This window comes from Flavobacterium paronense, assembly GCF_030409795.1.
Classification (GTDB): Bacteria; Bacteroidota; Bacteroidia; order Flavobacteriales; family Flavobacteriaceae; genus Flavobacterium; species Flavobacterium paronense.
This window is the reverse complement of sequence record NZ_JAUFQN010000019.1, coordinates 967,489-986,448: the sequence shown is the minus strand read 5'-3', so window position 1 is coordinate 986,448 and position 18,960 is coordinate 967,489. Positions and strand designations below refer to the sequence as shown.

Sequence of the window (18,960 nt, the reverse complement as noted above, 5' to 3'; positions counted from 1 at the left end):
GAATTCTCATAAAATAATAATTTTCATAAAAGTATTTTTTTTTTGCATACAATTAAATTATTCTAATACTTATTTTAAAAATATATTTAAATTGAATTATTATTTTCTAAATAATCTTTAACATTATATTAAATCAAAATTGGCAAACTAAATTAATCTTAGTAACTAAAACTTACTGAAGCAACCAAGAAATTTTTACCGAAGGCTTCTGTGTTTTGTTTGGCTGCGTTGTATACATAGTTTATAGACAATGGCATCGTTATTCCTTTTCCTAAATCAATTTCTTTGGTAGCTTTAATTCCTATATTACAAAACGAAACATTATCATAATCAGCATAGGAATAATAGCCAGCTTTGTTATTTAAAACCACACCTATTAAAGGATCTAATTCTATTTCGCGCAATGCTTTCTTTGATGATTTCTCAAACAGCATAAACGTATAACCCAATTCAAGATAGGTTGTAAAATTTTGCTTTGCATTTTCTCCGTTTCTGTCATAACGAAAATCATTTCCGGCAACGAGTGTACTTATTGTTGCATTAAATGGGTATTTATATCCTTCTGAAAAATCAAAATAAAATATTGCATCAACCGTTTTTACACCATCTTTTCCGTAGTTAAAAAAATTATTATCTACGCCTTCCACTTTACTTACCGATGGCCAATAATAGTCCCAAAGCTGGAACTGCAAAAAATCATTGAGTTGATAAGTAGCGTACAAATCAATTTCCTGATATCCCTTATATGTTGTTCCATCAGCATAGGAATACTCATTTTTGAAATTAGTTGTTCCCCAAAATCCAATAGTTAATTTTGGAGTAATAGCATATTCTATTGTAGGCTGAACCGCAATATAATCGCCACCCCAACATTGTCCACGCCAAAGATAACGGCTAACTATATCTATATTTAATGATAGCTTTTTCTCTTTCTCAACAGCAAGTGAGTCTGTTCTTAATTGATTCTCTTGTGAAAATATCGAAGTTGAGATAAATAAAACTGTACTAAATATAAGTTTAAATTTCATATTGATTTTCTTTATCTAAATACTTATTTATTAGCTCAAATAAATTCTCTCTGTTCAATGGTTTTGTGATGTAGCCGTTAAATCCTGCTTCTTCAATTTTTGTTTTATCTTCAGAAGAAGAATAGGCAGTTTGAGCAATAATTGGAAGATTTGGACGTATTGGTCTGATTTGTTCCAGTGCTTCAAAACCATTCATAATTGGCATTTTAATATCCATAAGTACCAAATCAATGTTTGGATTATTTAGACAAATATCAACTGCTTCTTGTCCATTCACCGCTCTTATAATTTTATAACTTTGCTTTTGCATCATTTTTTGAAAAAGCAAGAAATTAATATTATCATCTTCGGCAATAAGAATAAGTTCTCCATCCGACTTTAATGAATCAATGTCGGCAATCTGTTTGACAGTTATATGTTCTACTATACTATATTTTAAAGGAATTGAAAAATAAAAAGTAGTTCCAACTCCGAGTTTTGATTCTAAACTAATTGTTCCTCCAAGCAATTCAACATATGCCTTTGTTATTGCTAATCCTAGACCTAACCCACCAACTTTTATAGAAATATCGCTATCAACTCGCTTAAATCTATCAAAAATATTTTTATGGTTGCCTTCATCAATACCCAATCCTGTATCTTTAATAGTAAAGTTGATGTTTTCAGTATATTTATCAATCTCATATCCAAAGCTAACCGTTCCTTTTTCGGTAAATTTGACTGCATTGTTGACCAAATTTATAATTACTTGTTTTAGTTTAATATCATCGGTTATAATATTGAATTCGGCTGGTGTTTTACTAGTTATAAGCTTAAAATTGATAGCTTTATTTTTAATAGTAACTTTAATTGTTTCATACAATTCGTTACAACATGTTTCAAGGTTAATAACGGTAAGATTTGGCGTTATTTGATTAGAATCAATTTTAGACATTTCAATCAAATCATCAATAATTCCAACCAAATTTTTTCCGCTTTTTTCTATTACTTGTAAATATTCTAATTTTTCCGTTTCATTGGTATCAGTATTCAGAATTAATTCAGTAAATCCATTAATAGCGTTCATTGGAGTTCTAATCTCGTGTGATAAATTTGCCAAAAACGAAGATTTCAATCTATCGCCTTCTTCTGCTTTTATCTTTGCTTTTATCAACTCAACTTTTTGATTGCTGTTTTCCTCGAATAAGTTTCCGATGTGGCTAAACTCACCTGTGGTTTTCTTCAACTCCTTGATTGCTTTTTTATTTCCCGATTCTAATGCTCTTCTAACTAAATCCAAAGGATAATAAACCAATTTTCGGGTATAGATTAAATTAACTAAAAGGTTTATTATAAATGCCCCAATAATTACATATAGGATGTTTATTGCATTTTCAAAATAGACCTCAAAATTTCTTTTAAATAAAAACTCACCAACAAATTGATTATTAGAATCTTTTAAAATATGTAACGAAGAAATTTTATGCTTTTCAGTAGGTAAATTAACATCAGTATCCGTAAACATTATAGATGAACTCGTCAACTTTTCTAGGTTTTTAATGTATTTTATATCTACTAATCGAACAACAAAGAAATATCCGGATGTAGGTGTATTTTTTTTGGACGGATCGTTAGATGCATGAATTGCCGCACCTGTAACTTCAACAATACCTTCGGGAATCTTTAGATAAAACTTATTTATACCAACTTTATTTAACAATTCCATTTCATTTTTCGGAATAAAATCAATGGTTTTTATCTTTGTTGTTGGAGTTCTGATGATAAAATTCATGTTGGCATCATAGACTCCCAAATAATCAGCCTCATAAATTTCTAACTCATTGCCAATCGTTTCATCATACCATTTGGTATCTTTTGTGGTTATAAATTTTACAAATTCATCCCAGTTAGTATCGTTGTTAATAGCAACAAGTATAGGCTTAGAATTAACTTCAAGCAGCTTGTTAACCTCATTGTGAAACTGTTCTACTGTGCTGTTGTAAACTTGTTTTTCAGCTTTTTTGGTATAATAAAATAAGGCAAAATAGAGTAGTATGAAAAATATACTCGAAGAAAATATTAACCAGAGTATTTTAGGAAATGTTTTTTTAACTGTCATAATTATTTCAGCAAATTAACTTTTGTTTAGCTTCTAAAAATAGGGTAAAAAAACAGAAATAATTATTTACTATCCAAAAACAATTAACAAGTTATCAAGAAATTATGAGAAAAATTAAATTACCAATAATCCAAATTCTTTAAGGGTTTTTAAAGGTTTTGAGAACCAAAACAATTCAAAATCCTCAAATTGACTTTCAAAACTAATTTTGAGTTGTGCAAAAGTTGTAACTTTTTCATTAGAAACATTAAGTAATTCTAACGTTTTGATGAACCAATCTGCTTTGTCTTTTTCAAAAGAAATAGCAACTGTTTCCCTTCTATCATGAAACGTTAATTGTGTGATTTCCCATGAATTCCCTTTTTTTGATTTCGTAAAAGTTTCTGTTAGTGGCTTTCCTCCTATCCAAATTATTTTTGCAGATGGTTTTATGGCAAAGTTCTCATGGCTTTCAAGACAGGAAACAATATAATCGAAAGGTATTGTGGTATCTGGAATTTTAAAATCGAACCAATCCTGAAGTTCATAATCAAAACAAATTCCGTGCATAAAATTAAATAGCGATTTCTTTAATCCAAAGCTAAACTTATCATGGTCAATTCCTGTTTTGTCCTTAAACTGTATATCGTTGTTGGCAAAAGTAATGTCATTCATTTCGGGAATAATTCCAAATTCCTCTGGAAACATCCCAACCGGACTGTGCGCTGTCATAGCAAACTGATGCCAAAACCCCGATTGCAAGATTCCCAGTTCAAACATTTGACGCACCATTTCTAAACTATCAATGGTTTCCTGAACAGTTTGTGTCGGATAACCATACATCAGATAGGCATGAACCATGATTCCACTTTCAGTAAAATTCCTTGTGACTTGAGCCACTTGTTCTACCGTTACTCCTTTTTGAATGAGTTCCAATAATCTGTCAGAGGCTACTTCTAATCCGCCCGAAACGGCGATACAACCGGAAGCTTTTAACAACAAACACAAATCGGCAGTAAAACTTTTCTCGAAACGAATATTCGTCCACCACGAAACGGTTAATTTTCTCCGAAGAATTTCTAAAGCTACTTCACGCATTAAGGCTGGTGGTGCTGCTTCATCTACAAAATGAAAACCATTTTCTCCAGTTTGAGCAATGATTTCTTCCATTCTGTCGACCAAAGTTCTAGCAGCTATGGGTTCGTAAAGCTTTATATAATCCAAAGAAATATCACAAAAGGTACACTTACCCCAATAACAGCCATGCGCCATCGTTAACTTGTTCCAACGGCCATCGCTCCATAAACTGTGCATCGGATTAGCTATTTCGATAACGGAAATATATTTATCCAAAAGCAAATCGGAATAATCAGGTGTCCCCACTTCGCTTTGCTTGTAATCGGTTTTGTTCGTGGAGTTTTTATAAACTACTTCGCAGTTTTCTAAAAGGAATGTTCTCTTGTAAAGAGTTTCTTCTGTAAGTTGCGAATGACAAACTGCGGTGTATAACAATTCTACAGGCAACTCGCCATCATCAAGCGTAATGAAATTAAAGAATTCAAAAACCCTTTTGTCTTTTAAATCACGAAGTTCAGTGTTTGGAAAACCACCTCCCATGGCAATTTTTATTTTAGGGAAATGCTTTTTTACAAATTGAGCACAACGAAAAGCACTGTATAAATTTCCCGGAAACGGAACTGAAATCAATACTAATTTGGGCTGAACCTCTTGAATTCTTTTTTCTAAAATCGGTAATGAGATACTATCAATATAAGTCAAATCATGTTGTAAATGATTGTACATTTCATCAAATGAATTGGCACTTCTGCCCAAGCGCTCAGCATATCGGCTAAACCCAAAGTTTTCATCAACTGCTTCTTTAATAAAATCGGATAAATCTTCGAGATACAATGTGGCTAAATGCTTAGCTTTGTCCTGCGTTCCCATTGAGCCAAACGCCCATTCCATATCATCTAACTGCTCAAAACGAGAAGCTTCAGGAAGAAAGTTTCCGGCACAGATTTGACGTGCCAATGTTTGATTTTTACTTTGTAGAAATTCAATAACGGCATCGATAGTGTTAATGTAATCTTGACGTAAGGAATAGATTCGCTGTAAATTATCATTGGCTAACTTAGAATTGGAAGCATACTCAAAAAGTGAAGTCAAACCTTGTTTTGAAAACAATTCCAAAATCACTTCAATACCCAAATCCATTTGAAAAGCGGTTATGCTTTTGGTATTTAAAAAACCTTTAATATAGGCCGTTGCCGGATAAGGCGTGTTGAGTTGTGTAAAAGGCGGCGTAATTAACAGAAGGTCTTTCATTGTGGCTTATTGACAAACAAAAATAGGTATAGTTTTTTTAAAACGATAAAGATAAAGTTTTGGAAATTAAAAAAGAGAAACGTGAATTGAACTTCTTAACATCTATAAAAATGATAAAAAAATTTGCGAAACCGAATAGTTGCATATATATTTGCAACCGATTAGTTTCGTAAATAAATTTCAACAATATGAGAAGAGATGTTTTTCAGGCAATATCTGACCCAACAAGACGGGCTATCATAACCTTAATTGCGACACAGGCAATGACTCCAAACGCAATTGCCGAAAACTTCAATTCGACGCGACAAGCTGTTTCTAAACATCTTCGTATACTAACGGAATGCGAACTGGTAAAACAGGAACAACAAGGCAGGGAAATTTATTACTCTCTTGAAATTGAAAAAATGAAAGCAATTGATAAATGGTTAAACCAATTCAGAGAAATTTGGGAAACCCGATTTAATCAACTTGACAATGTATTATCAACCATTAAAAAACAGAAAAAATGAACAGTAATTTACAATTTGATTTTACCGTTGACAAAGCAACAAAAAAGGTATTTATAAACAGAGAATTTGATGCCGAACTATCGCTAGTATGGGATGCATACACCAAACAAGAAATTCTTGACCAATGGTGGGCACCAAAACCTTGGAAATCTGTAACAAAATTTATGAATTTTGAAGTCGGAGGAAGACGATTTTATGCTATGGTAAGCCCGGAAGGACTAGAACGTTGGTCAGTTCAGAAATATACTGCGATTAGCCCAAAGACTAATTTCAAACTATTGAATGCTTTTGCAGACGCAGCTGAAAACCCTGAATTACCAGGCTCTGAATGGGATTTAAATTTCAGCGAACAAAACGGAAAGACAAAAGTTAGTATTACAATTTACAATGAATCGCTTGAGCGTTTAGAAAAAATGATTGAAATGGGTTTCAAAGAGGGATTCACTATGACATTGAAAAGCTTGGAAGAATTATTAACAAATTTATCGCAAGGAAAATAAAAGATAGATTATTTATTCTCTTCCTTTTTTCTGGCTGCAATAAATTCATTTAATCTTTTACCGTACAATGATTTGGAAACTTTTGGTGTCATCGATTTTTGGATGGTATCCATATACTTTAAATTGATGTCGTAAATCTCTGCTAATGCCACATAAGGTGCCACTTCATAATCAGCATGGTTAACTGCAAAGTTGGTTGTATAGAGGTATTTTCGTTTTAGGATTCCTTTTTGCTCTTCATCCATTTTACTGACTTCATCCATTTTCTTTGCCTGATAGGCTGTGATTTTTTTTTCAATTAAAGTTAAATCCTGATCAACATATTTTGAAACTACTTTTTTGTATTCATCATAAAGTTCCTGATTTTTGGAACCGGTAATTTTAACATCAGCTGTAAAAAAGTCTAACGATGTTTCGATATTCATAATCCCTTTCTCGGCAAAAAACGGAATGTTATTATCAAGCGAATTGGTTACGCCACGATCTAAAAACAAATACAGCATTTCTGGAGATTGCAAATCAAACTCACTGGTAAAATGAGAATCACCATTAATTTTTATAGTATCTATAGCAACTAAAACGGTGTCTTTTATTCTTTGAATGTATAATGTCCCGCTTTTTAATCCTTTAATATTTCCAGTTAAAACAAAGTTTTTGGCTGATTTTTTTTCTGTACAAGACACTAAAATTAAGATTGAAAATAGGGCAATAATTGATTTACGCATAGTTTAATTTTTTGGCAATAATACTAAAAAAATCCTCAATCTGATATACAAATTGAGGATTTTAAAGTGTGTTTATTTTTAATTATCCTTTCAACCAAGCAGCGTTTAATTTCTCTTTTGATGTGTCCGAAAATTGATATCCATCTGTTTCATCATAATCTAATTTTACTTTTCCGGTAATGGCTTTTTCTACACCATCTCTTTTTATTTTTACGCTTATAGTATCATCTTCTTTCCAGTTTTGACTTTCAATAATCAAATCATAAATAGTATCCAAATTGTATGGTTTATCATTAATTGAAACAATTATATCGCCACCTTTTAAACTCAAACCTGTCATAAAGTTATTCAGTTTTGTACTCGGAATTACAATAATTTCTTTTGTGTTTGGGTTAACGGTTATGTATGGCGTTGATTGATCTTTCAAAAACGGATTGACTGGAACTGGAACCTTTGAATTGACAACACCCATCTTAGCAAAATAGACATCATAAGGAATTGGAGTTGTACCCGCAACATAAGTATTTAAAAACGCACCAACTTCAGGATAGGTTAATTTTGTGATTTTATCAAAAAGTTCTGCATCATCAAAAGGTTTGTCGACACCATATTCCTTTGATAATTTTTTCATTAAGTCTAAAATTCCTCTTTCACCATTGCTTTTTTCCCGAATGATAATATCAATACACATTCCGATTAAAGCACCCTTTTCATATACATTTAAATATTGGTCTTTATAAGGCGCTACCAAAACATTAGCACTCATTTCAGTAAACGACATCGTATCGTTTAAAGTCGATGCATTGTTTATTTTACCTGTCATTCTCTCGTAAAATTCATCTGCCGTAATTAAACCTTGATTGACCTGAAATAAATTAGCAAAATATTCGGTTACACCTTCATACATCCATAAATGTTTGGACATTTTTGGGTTACTATAATCAAAATATTGAATTTCTTTAGAATGAATACTCAAAGGAGTTACCGTATGAAAAAACTCGTGTGAAACGACATCTCTTAATTGCTCTCCTAATGCTTCTTTATCCATTACTTCCGGAAAAACTACGGTGGTTGAAGTGTGATGTTCTAGAGCTCCAAAGCCCATTGCATCTTTTTTTCCAAGTTCTGATAAATATAATAAAACGGTGTATCGTTTATTGGTATTGATAGTACCTAAAAAAGCTTTTTGAGCACGCATTGTTTTTTCTAAATCAGGCAATAATTCCTTTGCTGAATGCTTCCCGTTTGGTGAATACACACTAAAAACAATCTCCATTCCGTCTACATTGAAGGTTTCATAATCCGCTTTAGAATACATGATTGGGTTATCAGTCAAATCAAAATAGCGACTGGCCATAAACGTATCTGTAGTATCACTTTTATTGGTGTCTAGTAACGAGGTAGCACCATGAAGTGTCGCCGGATGAAGAATTGTTAGCTTGTATGGAATTTCAGTCAATTGCTTTTTATCTTCAAAATAACCCACAAAACCATGATTGTTTACCACGAAATTTTTTCCTTCCAAAATATTTGTACCTGCCGGTGAAAAAATATCGTCTTTCCCAAACCCTTTCCCTGACTCAGAATCAAAGGTATCATTAACATTGTAAGTTACTTTTGATAATGATTGGGCATTAGAAATTTTCCATGAATTATCATCGGTTTTTGAAGTCGCTAGTTGCTTTCCGCTTTTATCAAATGCTTTAAAATCATCTATTAACTTTCCATAATTATCAGTAGAATAAGTTCCGGGAACTGTTTTTGGAATATGGAACACTATTTCGCTTGTAGTAAACTTTGGAGGAGTAATGGTTACACTAACCTTATCGTCTTTTACGCTATTTAAATCAATGACAGCATTTACCTGATTTAAATTTACATTTGTTTTTGTCTGTTCTTTGACAGGCAATTTTGGAGAAATCTTTTTTTGTGCGTTTGCAGTATAACCGGAAATGGCTAAAGCAAAAATGACACTTAAAATTAGTTTGTTCATTACTGAAAATTTATTTTAAAAAGTAAGTCCGCAAAAGTAAATATTAGTTACAAAGGTTTTTGTTTTTTTTGATATGATTAACTAAATTATGCCTTTGTTTTTTTTAGATTAAAAAAAACTCTTGCAGAACAAGAGTTATAATTTTTAGTCAAATTTATTTTTGATGTAGTATTTGCTGTCTAAATCATCAAAGTCGTCAATGATTGGTTTTGGTTTTGGCTTACTTCCAGCTGCTTTCTTTTTCCAAAGTTCAAATTTGTCTTTTGGCAATCGTTTTCGCATCAATTCGGTTACTTCATTTTCAGTGAGTCCAAATTCCTCTTTAATTACTTCAAAAGGTTTTCTTTCCTCTTGAGCCATGCTGACAACTCTCTCTAATTCTTCATTGCCAAGTTCAACTAGTCTACTTTTTTTCATTTCTGTAAAAGCATTTAAATAATAAGAATATTAACGTTTAATTCGTAATTCAATATTAGTAAAAAAAATAATTAGTTTGCAAACATCCTCCTGTTTTTTTTTAATCATCTGAACTTGGAGAACGTCTTTTCTGAAACGGAATCGCCAATAAATTTGAAAGTTTGTTATTTTCTTCCGGTTTCATGTGCGTATCAATTCCGTACACCAGTTTTTCTCTATCGAGTGTTTTAAACGTACCGAATAACCTATCCCAAACGGAAAAAATATTACCGTAATTGCTATCCGTATAAGGCAAAACGTAATGGTGATGCACTTTATGCATATCGGGCGAAACAATAAAGTAGCTTAAAATCGTATCCAGTTTTTTTGGCAAAATAATATTGGCATGATTGAACTGCGTTGCTACAACGGACAAGGTTTGGTACAAGAAAACCACCCACATTGGGCAACCCACAATCAAAACACCCAATGTTGTGAAGATAAATCGCAACACACTCTCACCAGGATGATGTCGGTTTGCCGAAGTTGTATCAATCCAAGTATCGGTGTGATGTATCAGATGAAAACGCCACAAAAATTTGACTTTATGCTCAATCAAATGAATCAAATAAGCACCTATTAAATCCAAAAGCAATAACCCTATAATCGTATAAACCCAAATATTCATCTCGGGTAACCAATTTAAAAGTCCAAAATGATTTTCGGTTGCCCAATTAGCCGCTTTCAATAAAATAAGGGCCAAACAAAAGTTGACAATCATCGTAGTAACCGTGAAAAAGATATTAATTCCGGCATGTTGCCATTTGTTATATCTGAATTTAAACAGCGGAACAGCCGTTTCTACCAACCAAAAGAAAGCAATGCCTCCAGCCAAAATCAAAGCTCTGTGCGAAGACGGAATAGTTGAAAAATAATTGATTATTTCGTTCATAGGTATCGTATTTAGTTCAAATATAATAAAAGTACTTATTTGATAATCCGAAAAGTGAGATTAATTCTAGGGCCAATTTCCTTGGTCGTTTTCGGAATCTGATGTTTCCAGAAATGCTGTGTGGTACCTTTCATAAGCAACAAACTTCCGTGTTCCAAATTGATTTTTAGCTTTTGTTCCTTAATCGTATTATGCTGCAGATGAAAACTTCTTTCGGCACCAAAACTCACTGATGCAATAACCGGATTACGTCCGAGTTCTTTCTCGTTATCCGCATGCCAGCCATTACTGTCTTTGCCATCTCGATAATAATTCAATAAAACAGTGGTGAAGTTTTCTGTACAGATTTCCTCAATTTCATTTTTAATAAATACCAATAACGGATTCCAAGCATTGGGTTGCATAACAATATTGGAATAACTGTATGGCTTTCCTTCGTTACCAAAAAGTGCCGTCAATCTGGGTTGCAGATGTGTCTTTCCATAAACCGTGATGTTGTCTTGTTGCCATGGAATTTCATTTTTTAATTTCTCGAAAAGCTCATTAGAACGTTGGTTGTCGAAGAAATTCGGATAATAGGCAATATCTGCATCCGGTAAGGAAAAATGTAAAGGATCTTTGGAAAAAAGTGTATTCATAGTACAAAAATAAAGAGAAAAAGAGGATTGATTTCGCTCTTTTTCTCTTAAAAGTATTGGTTAGGTAATTTTTATTTACTCCGTTTCTGCTTTTTGCAATAACATTTTATATATAAAACCACCAACTAATGCTCCGGCAATTGGTGCAGCCCAAAACAACCATACTTGGTTTAATGGTTCGCCACCAGTAAAAATAGCTTGTGATAAGGATCGAGCCGGATTTACAGATGTATTTGTGATTGGAATACTGATTAAGTGAATTAATGTTAACCCCAAACCAATAGCAACTCCGGCAAATTTTCCGTTGGCGAATTTATCTGTTGCACCCAAAATTATAAGTAAAAAGAAGGCTGTTAAAACGAATTCAGCAGCAAAGCAAGAAACCATTGAATAACCATCAGGAGAAAAGGAACCAAAACCATTGGAGGCAAAAGCACCAGCTTTAGTATTATCAATAACGTTACCCGTTTTTCCTGACCAAATAAAGAAAAGTGTTCCTGCTGCAGCAATCGCTCCGGCACATTGTGAAACAATATAAGGTAACAATTCTTTAGCTGAAAATCGTCCTCCAGCCCAAAGTCCGAACGAAACGGCCGGATTAAAATGTCCACCCGAAATGTGACCGACAGCATAAGCCATTGTCAAAACAGTTAATCCAAATGCTAAAGCAACACCAGCAAATCCGATTCCTAAATTGGGAATTCCTGCTGCAAATAGTGCACTTCCACAACCGCCAAAGACAAGCCAGTAAGTACCAAAAAATTCTGCAAATAGTTTTTTCATACGTTTAGTTTTACATCATGAAATATCATGATTGGTTAGTATATTAAAATTAGTAAGGAAATTACTTGGTAAAAAATCAGTTGAAGCAAACTTATTAACAAGGTTCTGAACTTTTTAGAGTTAAGTTACACAGAGATACACAGAGAAAAAGGAGCTTCACAGAGCAAATTTGATTGTAATAAAAGGCAAGTACTAAATAAAAAGAAACTCTCCGTGAATCTCTGAATTACTCTGTGTATCTCTGTGAAACTAGTAAGCATTACCCACCAATAGCTATCATGCTTCTGTTTTGAGAAAACAGTTCCGGGTTTTGGAATTTCAAATCATCTTCCATTCCGGCACGCACTGCTTTTTTTGCAATCAGATTTTGTTCTATTAATGGAATTATTGATTCACCGGAACGCAGCACCTCTAGTAATGCAGTTTCCGAATTTGAGAACAAGCAGTTTTTTAGTTTTCCGTCAGCCGTTAATCGAATGCGGTTGCAAGTACTGCAAAACGGATTCGTAACCGAACTGATGATGGCAAAGCTGCCTTTATAGGAATTAATTTTGAAGTTTTTAGCCGTGTCATTTGGCGAATCTTGCAAACGTTCTATTTCTGAAATAGAATATTTATACTGAATAGTTTCCATAATTTCGGCATAGGAAACCAATTTCGACTTGTCCCATTGGTTGCCGGAGAACGGCATGAACTCAATAAAACGAATCTGAATGTTTTTATTTTTTGTCACCAAAATAAAATCAAGTATTTCATTGTCATTAAAGGTTTTAATCAAAACTACATTAAGCTTGACATTAAATTTTTCTTTCAACAACAAATCGATATTTTTCTGAACAACATCAAAATAATCACGTCTGGTAATTTGGTTAAACTTGTCTTTTACCAAACTATCAATGCTGATGTTTACCGTTTTAATTCCGGCTTCTTTAAAAGTATCTATAAAGTCGGCAACTAAAATTCCATTAGTTGTAATAGATAAGTTCACACCTAATTTCCCTAATTTTAGAATAACATCCTTAGCATCTTTCCGAACCAAAGGCTCTCCACCAGTCAATCTGATTTTAGTTACACCCAAATTGACAAAGGTTTGCGCAATGGAAACTATTTCATCGGCGGTCATTAAATGGGCCTTTGGCGTAAGCGAAATGCCGTCTTCAGGCATACAATACGTACATCTCAAATTACAATGTTCGGTAATTGAAATCCGCAAATAATCATGCTTGCGACCAAATGTATCCTGCAAAAGACTGCTATTTTCCATGATCAAAACCATTCAGCAATTGAAACAAATGCATTACAGATGGAAAAACAGCATCTATCGATTCGGCAGCACCATTCGTTGAGCCCGGCAAAGCCATGAGTAAAGTTTCGCCTTTAAATCCTACTATACTTCTAGACAGCATGGCAAACGGAGTGCGTTCTTGTCCGTACGAGCGAATAGCTTCTTCGATTCCGGGAATCCTTCTGTCGATTAAGGGGATAATGGCTTCCGGAGTTATATCTCTTTTAGACAAACCTGTACCGCCGGTTAGAACAATCAAATCTGTTTTGGCATCACATAACTTGAGAATAGTGTTTTGAATAGTTTCAATTTCATCAGGAATAACGACATAGTTTGCTATCGTCAATCCTAATTTTTCTAACTTTTCAGCAATGACTTTCCCTGCACGGTCTTCTTTTTTTCCGGAAGAAACACTGTCAGAACACACTAAAATGGCAACATTTAAAGTTAAATTTTGTTTGGTTCCATAATCTGATTTTCCTCCTTTTTTATGAAGTAATTTAACTGTTGAAATTTCAACGTTCTTATCAATGGGTTTCAACATATCATACATGGTCAAAGCTACGATTGACGCACCATGCATGGCTTCAACCTCAACACCGGTTTTGTAAATTGTTTTTACTGTAACCTCAATTTTGATGCTTTCTTTCAAACATTCAAAATGAATTCCAGTATACTCAATTGGTATTGGATGACAATCCGGAATTGCGCTAGAAGTATTTTTTACCGCAAACAAACCGGCTGTTCTTGAAACTTCTAACACATCGCCTTTTGGCACTTTTTTGTCCAAAACAGCCTGAATAGTTTCAGACGAACCAACCTTTACAATGGCTTGTGCTGAGGCGGTTCGGAGTGTTGTTACTTTATGTGTAATATCAACCATTTTATGTGTTTTTTTTCCAGGTGTAGGTTTCGTCTTCAAAAATTTCCTTGCCAAATACCGGAACCTTTTCTTTTATTTCTTCTACTAAAAATTCTAAAGCTTCATAAGTTACTTTCCGCCTTGGGGCAGAAACAAAGACAAACAGACAAATCTCGCCTGTTTTTACGATTCCTAAGCTGTGATAAATATGTAAGCAAGATAATTCATATTTGACGAAAGCTGCTTCTCTAATCTCGTAAAAACTTTGTTCAGCCATTTCTTGATAAGCCGAATACTCAATAGCAACAACAGTTTTTCCATCAATTTCGTCTGCACGAACTTGCCCGAGAAAAATATTGTGTGCACCAATTGTTGTTTTACTTTGGTGCTTTGCGACAGAATTTCCAATGAATTCTGATGAAATAGCACCTTGAATGAATGTTGTTTTTTTTGGCTTATCTGTTGTCATTGGTTATTCTTTCTAAAGATTCTATTCCGTTTTGCAGGTGAAAAACATTGGTAAATCCCTTTTTTGTTATATAATCAACCGCTAGTTGACTTCTGTTTCCGTGTTGGCAAAGCAAAATAATTTTCTGGTCTAAATAAATGTCTTTCAGAAAATCATCCAACTGTGCCAAAGGTATGTTTTTAATATTTTCAACTTCTAATTTTGGCTCTTCATAAGCTTCTCTAATATCGATTACCAGTGAATCTTTACAAGCAAAAAAATCTGTTGTAGTAATGCTCTTATTTACAAAATTAAAAGTATTATTGTTATTTTCAATTTTTTGAATTTCAATACTTTGAAAACTATTATCTAAACTAGAATACAATAACAATGCGCCACTCAAAACCTGACCCATTTCTAAGATAATCTTCAAAACTTCGTTCGCCTGCATCGCTCCCAATACATTGGGCAGCACTCCCAAAACTCCCGAATCATTGCAATTTGGAATGGCTTCTAATTGATTACTTTCCGGAAACAAACAACGGTATGTTGGTCCGTTTTTATAATTAAAAACCGAAAGCTGTCCTTCGTATTTGTGAATGGAAGCATACACCATTGGAATTCCTTTAGTGATAGCCACATCATTAATCAAATAGCGGGTTGGAATGTTGTCGGTACAATCCACAATGATTTGATAATCAGTAACGATGTCCAATCCGTTTTGTTTCGAAAAATAGTTTGGATACTGAATAATCTCAGCTTCCGGATTCTGTTTAGCAACTACTTCTGAAGCTACTGTAACCTTTTTCCTTCCACAATCCTTGCTGTTGTATAAATATTGCCGATGCAGATTTGTTTCTTCCACAGCATCACCATCAACGATGCCAATAGCACCAACTCCGGCTGCTGCCAAATTTTGCAAAACAGGACAGCCCAAGCCTCCAAGACCAATGATCAAAACCTTGGCTTGGGCTAGTTTTTGTTGACCCGAAATTCCAATTTCAGGTAGCGCAATCTGTCTTTCGTATCGCTTCATTTTGTCTAATTTTTAACCTCCGGCAAAGGGCGGTAAAAACGCCACTATATCTTGATTTTTTAACAAAATATCATTTTGTAAGAATTTTTTATTCACAGCAATTGAATAATTAATAACCAGTATTTTAGGATATATTATTTCTATTTTTGATTGCAACCTTTTTAAAGTATTTGATGTGTCATCAATAAAAAGTGACTCCTCCGTTTTCTGCGTGATATCGGCTATAATTCCGAAATATTTTAGGGTAATTTCCATCTTTAACTAGGTTGTGTATAATTTAAAAACGGCTATCAGTAACACCAAAGCCAAAACATTTTGCAATACTACTGTATTCATTTTTTTGCTCCCGAAATAGCCTCCCAGAATGCCACCAATCACTACTACCGTTATCAAAGAAACGGAAGATATCGGCAAGGTTCCTCCTTTCGAAATAAATCCGAAAAGTCCGGAAACCGAATTCACCAAAATAAATAAGGCCGAAACCGCTGCGCTTTTTTTGATATCAGCCCATCCCAAAAGCAACAGCACCGGACTCAAAATAATACCACCTCCTATACCAATCAACCCTGATAAAAACCCGATTACAGCGCCAATAAATAAGGCTAACGGAAGGTTTATCGGCTTGAATTCGCCTTTTTGTTTTCCGAATAAGCCAACCAATCTGGCAACTGCAAATAGTAAAACTGTGGCTAAAATTATTTTGTAAAGATGTGTTTCAATAGTAATGATTCCACCTAAAAACGAAAACGGAATCGACGTTATCGTAAACGGATAAAACAGTTTCCAATCAAACTTTTTCTCCCGGTAATAAAAGAAAAACGAAATCGCTGAAACGACTATATTCAGTACCAAAGCTGTTGGTTTCATAAAGGCAACGGGAAACGCAAACAAACTCATTAAAGCCAAATAACCGCTGGCACCTCCATGTCCGACACTAGCATAGAGAAAGGCAACAATGAGCAATAAAAGGAGTAAAAACGGAGATTGTATGAGTTCGCCTGCCACCATATTTTAAAATTAACGAACCGTAAATATAACAACAATTCTTTTTTTTAAATAAGATAAACCGAAACTTTATCGCCTTTTAACACCTGATAACTTCCATTGGGTAAATAAACCAAAGCATTTGCAAGTGCAAAGGAATTAAGCATTCCTGAATCCTGATGTGACAAAATAGTAACCACATCAGCAGCAATTGATGCTTTCAAAAACTGAGAACGCGGGTTGTCAACAATAAAATCATGAGCCAATTGCTTCTTTATTTGGGAGCCATAAGTGCTTTTTATTCCGTAAAATCTATGCAACGTTGGCAGCACATACACATAAAAACACGTCAGACTCGCTGCCGGATTTCCGGGTAAGGCAAAGATCATTTTATCATTTTGTTTCCCAACCAATAAGGGCTTTCCGGGCTTTTGATTGACTTTATAAAACAAGGTTTCAACGTTTAGACTTTCTAGTGCTTTGCCTACAAAGTCATAATCACCAACAGAAATGCCACCCGAAACCAATACCACATCATTCTCTTGAATTGCTTTTTCGAGTGTGCTTTTCGTGTTTTCAAAATCGTCTTCTACTTTGTAAAGCGAAACAATATCAAAATAAGCATTATATAAAGCCGTTTGCAGCATTATTGCGTTGCTTTCGTATACTTTTCCATTTGGAAGCGTTTCTCCCGCAGAAACAAGCTCATTTCCCGTTACTATGATTCCAACCGAAGGCTTTTGAAACACTTTTACTTTAGTAATTCCTAATCCGGTTAAAAATCCTATTGCTGCTGGATTTAAGAATGCACCTTCTTCCAAAGCTGTAGCCTCTTTAATAATCTGTGCTCCTAATTGCCGAACATTGGTTTCTGGTTTTATTTTTTCTTCTAATTTCAAGATCGAATGAGTAACTTTTACTTTCTCAATTTGAATCACAGCTTGTGCCGAAAGAGGAACAGCAGCACCGGTAAATATTTTTACAGCCTGACCGGGTTTTAGTTCTTTATCAAAAAAATCGCCTGCTTTGACTTCACCCACAATGTCATACTGCAACGAATCGCACAAAGCAATGGCAAAACCATCCATAGTCGCTTGTCGGAATGGCGGCATATTGATTGGCGATAAAATAGTTGTTGCGAGTACATGATTACGTGCTTCCAATAGCGGAAGTTCGACTACTTGTTTGGTGTAAGTAAGTTTATCTAAAATAGCAAAGGCTTCTTCGGTAGCAATCATCGGTTCTGATTTTTAACTCTGATTAACTGAGCGGCAATGCTGATAGCGATTTCCTGAGTAGTTTCACTTTTAATGTCGATGCCAATTGGGGCATAAACACTGGCAATCTTATCTTTATCAAAACCATCGGCAATCATGCTTTGGAATAAGGTGGCAATCTTTTCTTTACTGCCCAACAGTCCGATATACTTGAAACTTTTGTTGATTAATCTACGAATGATAATATCATCAGTTCGGTAACCAAAAGACATGATAACTACATAAACATCATTGCCTTCCGGAATATAATCGTCGACTTGGTCAAACTCGACGGTTTGCTTGGAATGCACAAAGTTGTTCTGCATCATCGTATTCAGGTTTTCCCGATGATCGAGAATATGAATCTCAAAATCCATGCGCGAAAGCACTTCGCTCAGAGCCAAACCTACATGTCCACCACCAATGATATACACTTTATTTGGTAACGAACTGGTTTCAGTAAACAACCATTCGGGATTTTCAGCAGGCACATTTATCCCCAAATTGTTATATACGATTTGAAAATTTTCTTCTGTTGCTATTTGATTTGCCAAGGGTAGAAAAGCTGGATAAATATCGTAAAAAGCTATCGTTTGCTGCCCTGAACATATCATACCCGATTGGTCTTTGGGTGCTGATTTATCATGGATTTGATGTTTTATAAAAGGCTCAAATTTGGGTTTGTCCAAAAGGGATTGCGCCAATTCTACCAGTTTATGCTCCATAATACCACCGCCGATAGTGCCCAACATTCCCTCTTTGGTCACAGCCATCTTAAAACCTTTCCGACCTGGGCTGCTTCCTTCATTGGCAATCACAACCATAAGTACCAATCTCTTTTGGGATTGGAGGGTTTCACAGAGTTTTTTATAGAAATCTTGAGTCATTAACTTTGGTAGTTCAATTTGTCAAAAATAACTTTTTATCCTGAAGTATAGGTTTGCCTTTACTGAAAATCAAAAAAAGACACTTACAGACCAACAAAAAACAGACAACAATCTGTATTGGGTTAACAACTTTTTGATGTAGTATTCTATAAGGGTTTGTTCGGAGTGAGTCCATGATGTGTCCATCCTTTTTTATATAAATCATGGACTCACTATAGATTTACTATTGAGTTATACTTTACTTATTTCGACCATAAACCGAATAGAGATGGT

The 18,960-nt window shown here is 34.3% G+C and carries 19 protein-coding genes; 2 read left to right on the top strand and 17 right to left on the bottom strand.

What is annotated here, in order from left to right:
* Positions 1 to 158 precede the first annotated feature (158 nt).
* The 3 genes from QWY90_RS05635 to QWY90_RS05625 form a co-directional block, all read right to left on the bottom strand.
* Positions 159 to 1,028 carry a TorF family putative porin gene (locus tag QWY90_RS05635; RefSeq protein ID WP_290284884.1) on the bottom strand — a complete coding sequence of 290 codons (870 nt, stop codon included), beginning with the start codon at positions 1,026 to 1,028 and terminating at the stop codon, positions 159 to 161.
* A complete protein-coding gene (locus tag QWY90_RS05630; protein WP_290284883.1) occupies positions 1,018 to 3,126 on the bottom strand; it encodes an ATP-binding protein in 2,109 nt (702 codons plus the stop codon). Before QWY90_RS05630 ends, QWY90_RS05635 begins: the two co-directional genes overlap by 11 nt.
* Before the next feature lie 114 nt (positions 3,127 to 3,240).
* Positions 3,241 to 5,433 carry a B12-binding domain-containing radical SAM protein gene (locus QWY90_RS05625; RefSeq protein ID WP_290284882.1) on the bottom strand — a complete coding sequence of 731 codons (2,193 nt, stop codon included), beginning with the start codon at positions 5,431 to 5,433 and terminating at the stop codon, positions 3,241 to 3,243.
* Between the two features lie 188 nt (positions 5,434 to 5,621).
* On the opposite strand from QWY90_RS05625, the gene QWY90_RS05620 reads away from it, so the two are divergent.
* A complete protein-coding gene (locus tag QWY90_RS05620; protein ID WP_290284881.1) occupies positions 5,622 to 5,942 on the top strand; it encodes an ArsR/SmtB family transcription factor in 321 nt (106 codons plus the stop codon).
* Complete coding sequence (locus tag QWY90_RS05615; protein WP_290284880.1) at positions 5,939 to 6,442, top strand: SRPBCC family protein; 504 nt, start codon at positions 5,939 to 5,941, stop codon at positions 6,440 to 6,442. Before QWY90_RS05620 ends, QWY90_RS05615 begins: the two co-directional genes overlap by 4 nt.
* 8 nt (positions 6,443 to 6,450) lie before the next feature.
* Here the strand turns inward: QWY90_RS05615 and QWY90_RS05610 are convergent, their stop codons facing one another.
* The 14 genes from QWY90_RS05610 to QWY90_RS05545 all read right to left on the bottom strand — a co-directional run bounded on the left by QWY90_RS05610 (position 6,451) and on the right by QWY90_RS05545 (position 18,687).
* Positions 6,451 to 7,167, bottom strand: coding sequence for a DUF4369 domain-containing protein (locus QWY90_RS05610; protein WP_290284879.1), 717 nt, complete (start codon positions 7,165 to 7,167; stop codon positions 6,451 to 6,453).
* A gap of 82 nt (positions 7,168 to 7,249) precedes the next feature.
* The gene (locus QWY90_RS05605; protein ID WP_290284878.1) at positions 7,250 to 9,160 is read right to left on the bottom strand and encodes a M61 family metallopeptidase; all 1,911 of its coding nucleotides are present in this window, start codon (positions 9,158 to 9,160) and stop codon (positions 7,250 to 7,252) included.
* A gap of 144 nt (positions 9,161 to 9,304) precedes the next feature.
* On the bottom strand, positions 9,305 to 9,577 hold the full coding sequence (locus QWY90_RS05600) for a TIGR03643 family protein (protein ID WP_290284877.1): 273 nt from the start codon (positions 9,575 to 9,577) through the stop codon (positions 9,305 to 9,307).
* A 100-nt stretch (positions 9,578 to 9,677) separates the two neighbouring features.
* The gene (locus tag QWY90_RS05595) at positions 9,678 to 10,508 is read right to left on the bottom strand and encodes a sterol desaturase family protein (protein WP_290284876.1); all 831 of its coding nucleotides are present in this window, start codon (positions 10,506 to 10,508) and stop codon (positions 9,678 to 9,680) included.
* A 35-nt stretch (positions 10,509 to 10,543) separates the two neighbouring features.
* Complete coding sequence (locus QWY90_RS05590; protein WP_290284875.1) at positions 10,544 to 11,146, bottom strand: alpha-ketoglutarate-dependent dioxygenase AlkB family protein; 603 nt, start codon at positions 11,144 to 11,146, stop codon at positions 10,544 to 10,546.
* Between the two features lie 75 nt (positions 11,147 to 11,221).
* The gene (gene aqpZ, locus QWY90_RS05585; protein WP_290284874.1) at positions 11,222 to 11,929 is read right to left on the bottom strand and encodes an aquaporin Z; all 708 of its coding nucleotides are present in this window, start codon (positions 11,927 to 11,929) and stop codon (positions 11,222 to 11,224) included.
* Positions 11,930 to 12,188: 259 nt separating this feature from the next.
* Positions 12,189 to 13,196, bottom strand: a complete 1,008-nt coding sequence (moaA, locus tag QWY90_RS05580) for a GTP 3',8-cyclase MoaA (protein WP_290286936.1) — start codon at positions 13,194 to 13,196, stop codon at positions 12,189 to 12,191.
* The gene (moaCB, locus tag QWY90_RS05575) at positions 13,183 to 14,097 is read right to left on the bottom strand and encodes a bifunctional molybdenum cofactor biosynthesis protein MoaC/MoaB (RefSeq protein WP_290284873.1); all 915 of its coding nucleotides are present in this window, start codon (positions 14,095 to 14,097) and stop codon (positions 13,183 to 13,185) included. Before moaCB ends, moaA begins: the two co-directional genes overlap by 14 nt.
* A gap of 1 nt (position 14,098) precedes the next feature.
* A complete protein-coding gene (locus QWY90_RS05570) occupies positions 14,099 to 14,545 on the bottom strand; it encodes a molybdenum cofactor biosynthesis protein MoaE (protein WP_290284872.1) in 447 nt (148 codons plus the stop codon).
* The gene (locus tag QWY90_RS05565; protein WP_290284871.1) at positions 14,532 to 15,560 is read right to left on the bottom strand and encodes a HesA/MoeB/ThiF family protein; all 1,029 of its coding nucleotides are present in this window, start codon (positions 15,558 to 15,560) and stop codon (positions 14,532 to 14,534) included. The genes QWY90_RS05570 and QWY90_RS05565 overlap by 14 nt, the downstream gene beginning before the upstream one ends.
* Before the next feature lie 12 nt (positions 15,561 to 15,572).
* The gene (locus QWY90_RS05560) at positions 15,573 to 15,815 is read right to left on the bottom strand and encodes a MoaD/ThiS family protein (protein ID WP_290284870.1); all 243 of its coding nucleotides are present in this window, start codon (positions 15,813 to 15,815) and stop codon (positions 15,573 to 15,575) included.
* A 6-nt stretch (positions 15,816 to 15,821) separates the two neighbouring features.
* Positions 15,822 to 16,568 carry a sulfite exporter TauE/SafE family protein gene (locus QWY90_RS05555; RefSeq protein ID WP_290284869.1) on the bottom strand — a complete coding sequence of 249 codons (747 nt, stop codon included), beginning with the start codon at positions 16,566 to 16,568 and terminating at the stop codon, positions 15,822 to 15,824.
* A gap of 44 nt (positions 16,569 to 16,612) precedes the next feature.
* Positions 16,613 to 17,782 (bottom strand): molybdopterin molybdotransferase MoeA, encoded by a 1,170-nt coding sequence (locus QWY90_RS05550; protein WP_290284868.1) that lies wholly within the window; start codon positions 17,780 to 17,782, stop codon positions 16,613 to 16,615.
* On the bottom strand, positions 17,779 to 18,687 hold the full coding sequence (locus QWY90_RS05545; RefSeq protein WP_290284867.1) for an XdhC family protein: 909 nt from the start codon (positions 18,685 to 18,687) through the stop codon (positions 17,779 to 17,781). Before QWY90_RS05545 ends, QWY90_RS05550 begins: the two co-directional genes overlap by 4 nt.
* Positions 18,688 to 18,960 lie beyond the last annotated feature (273 nt).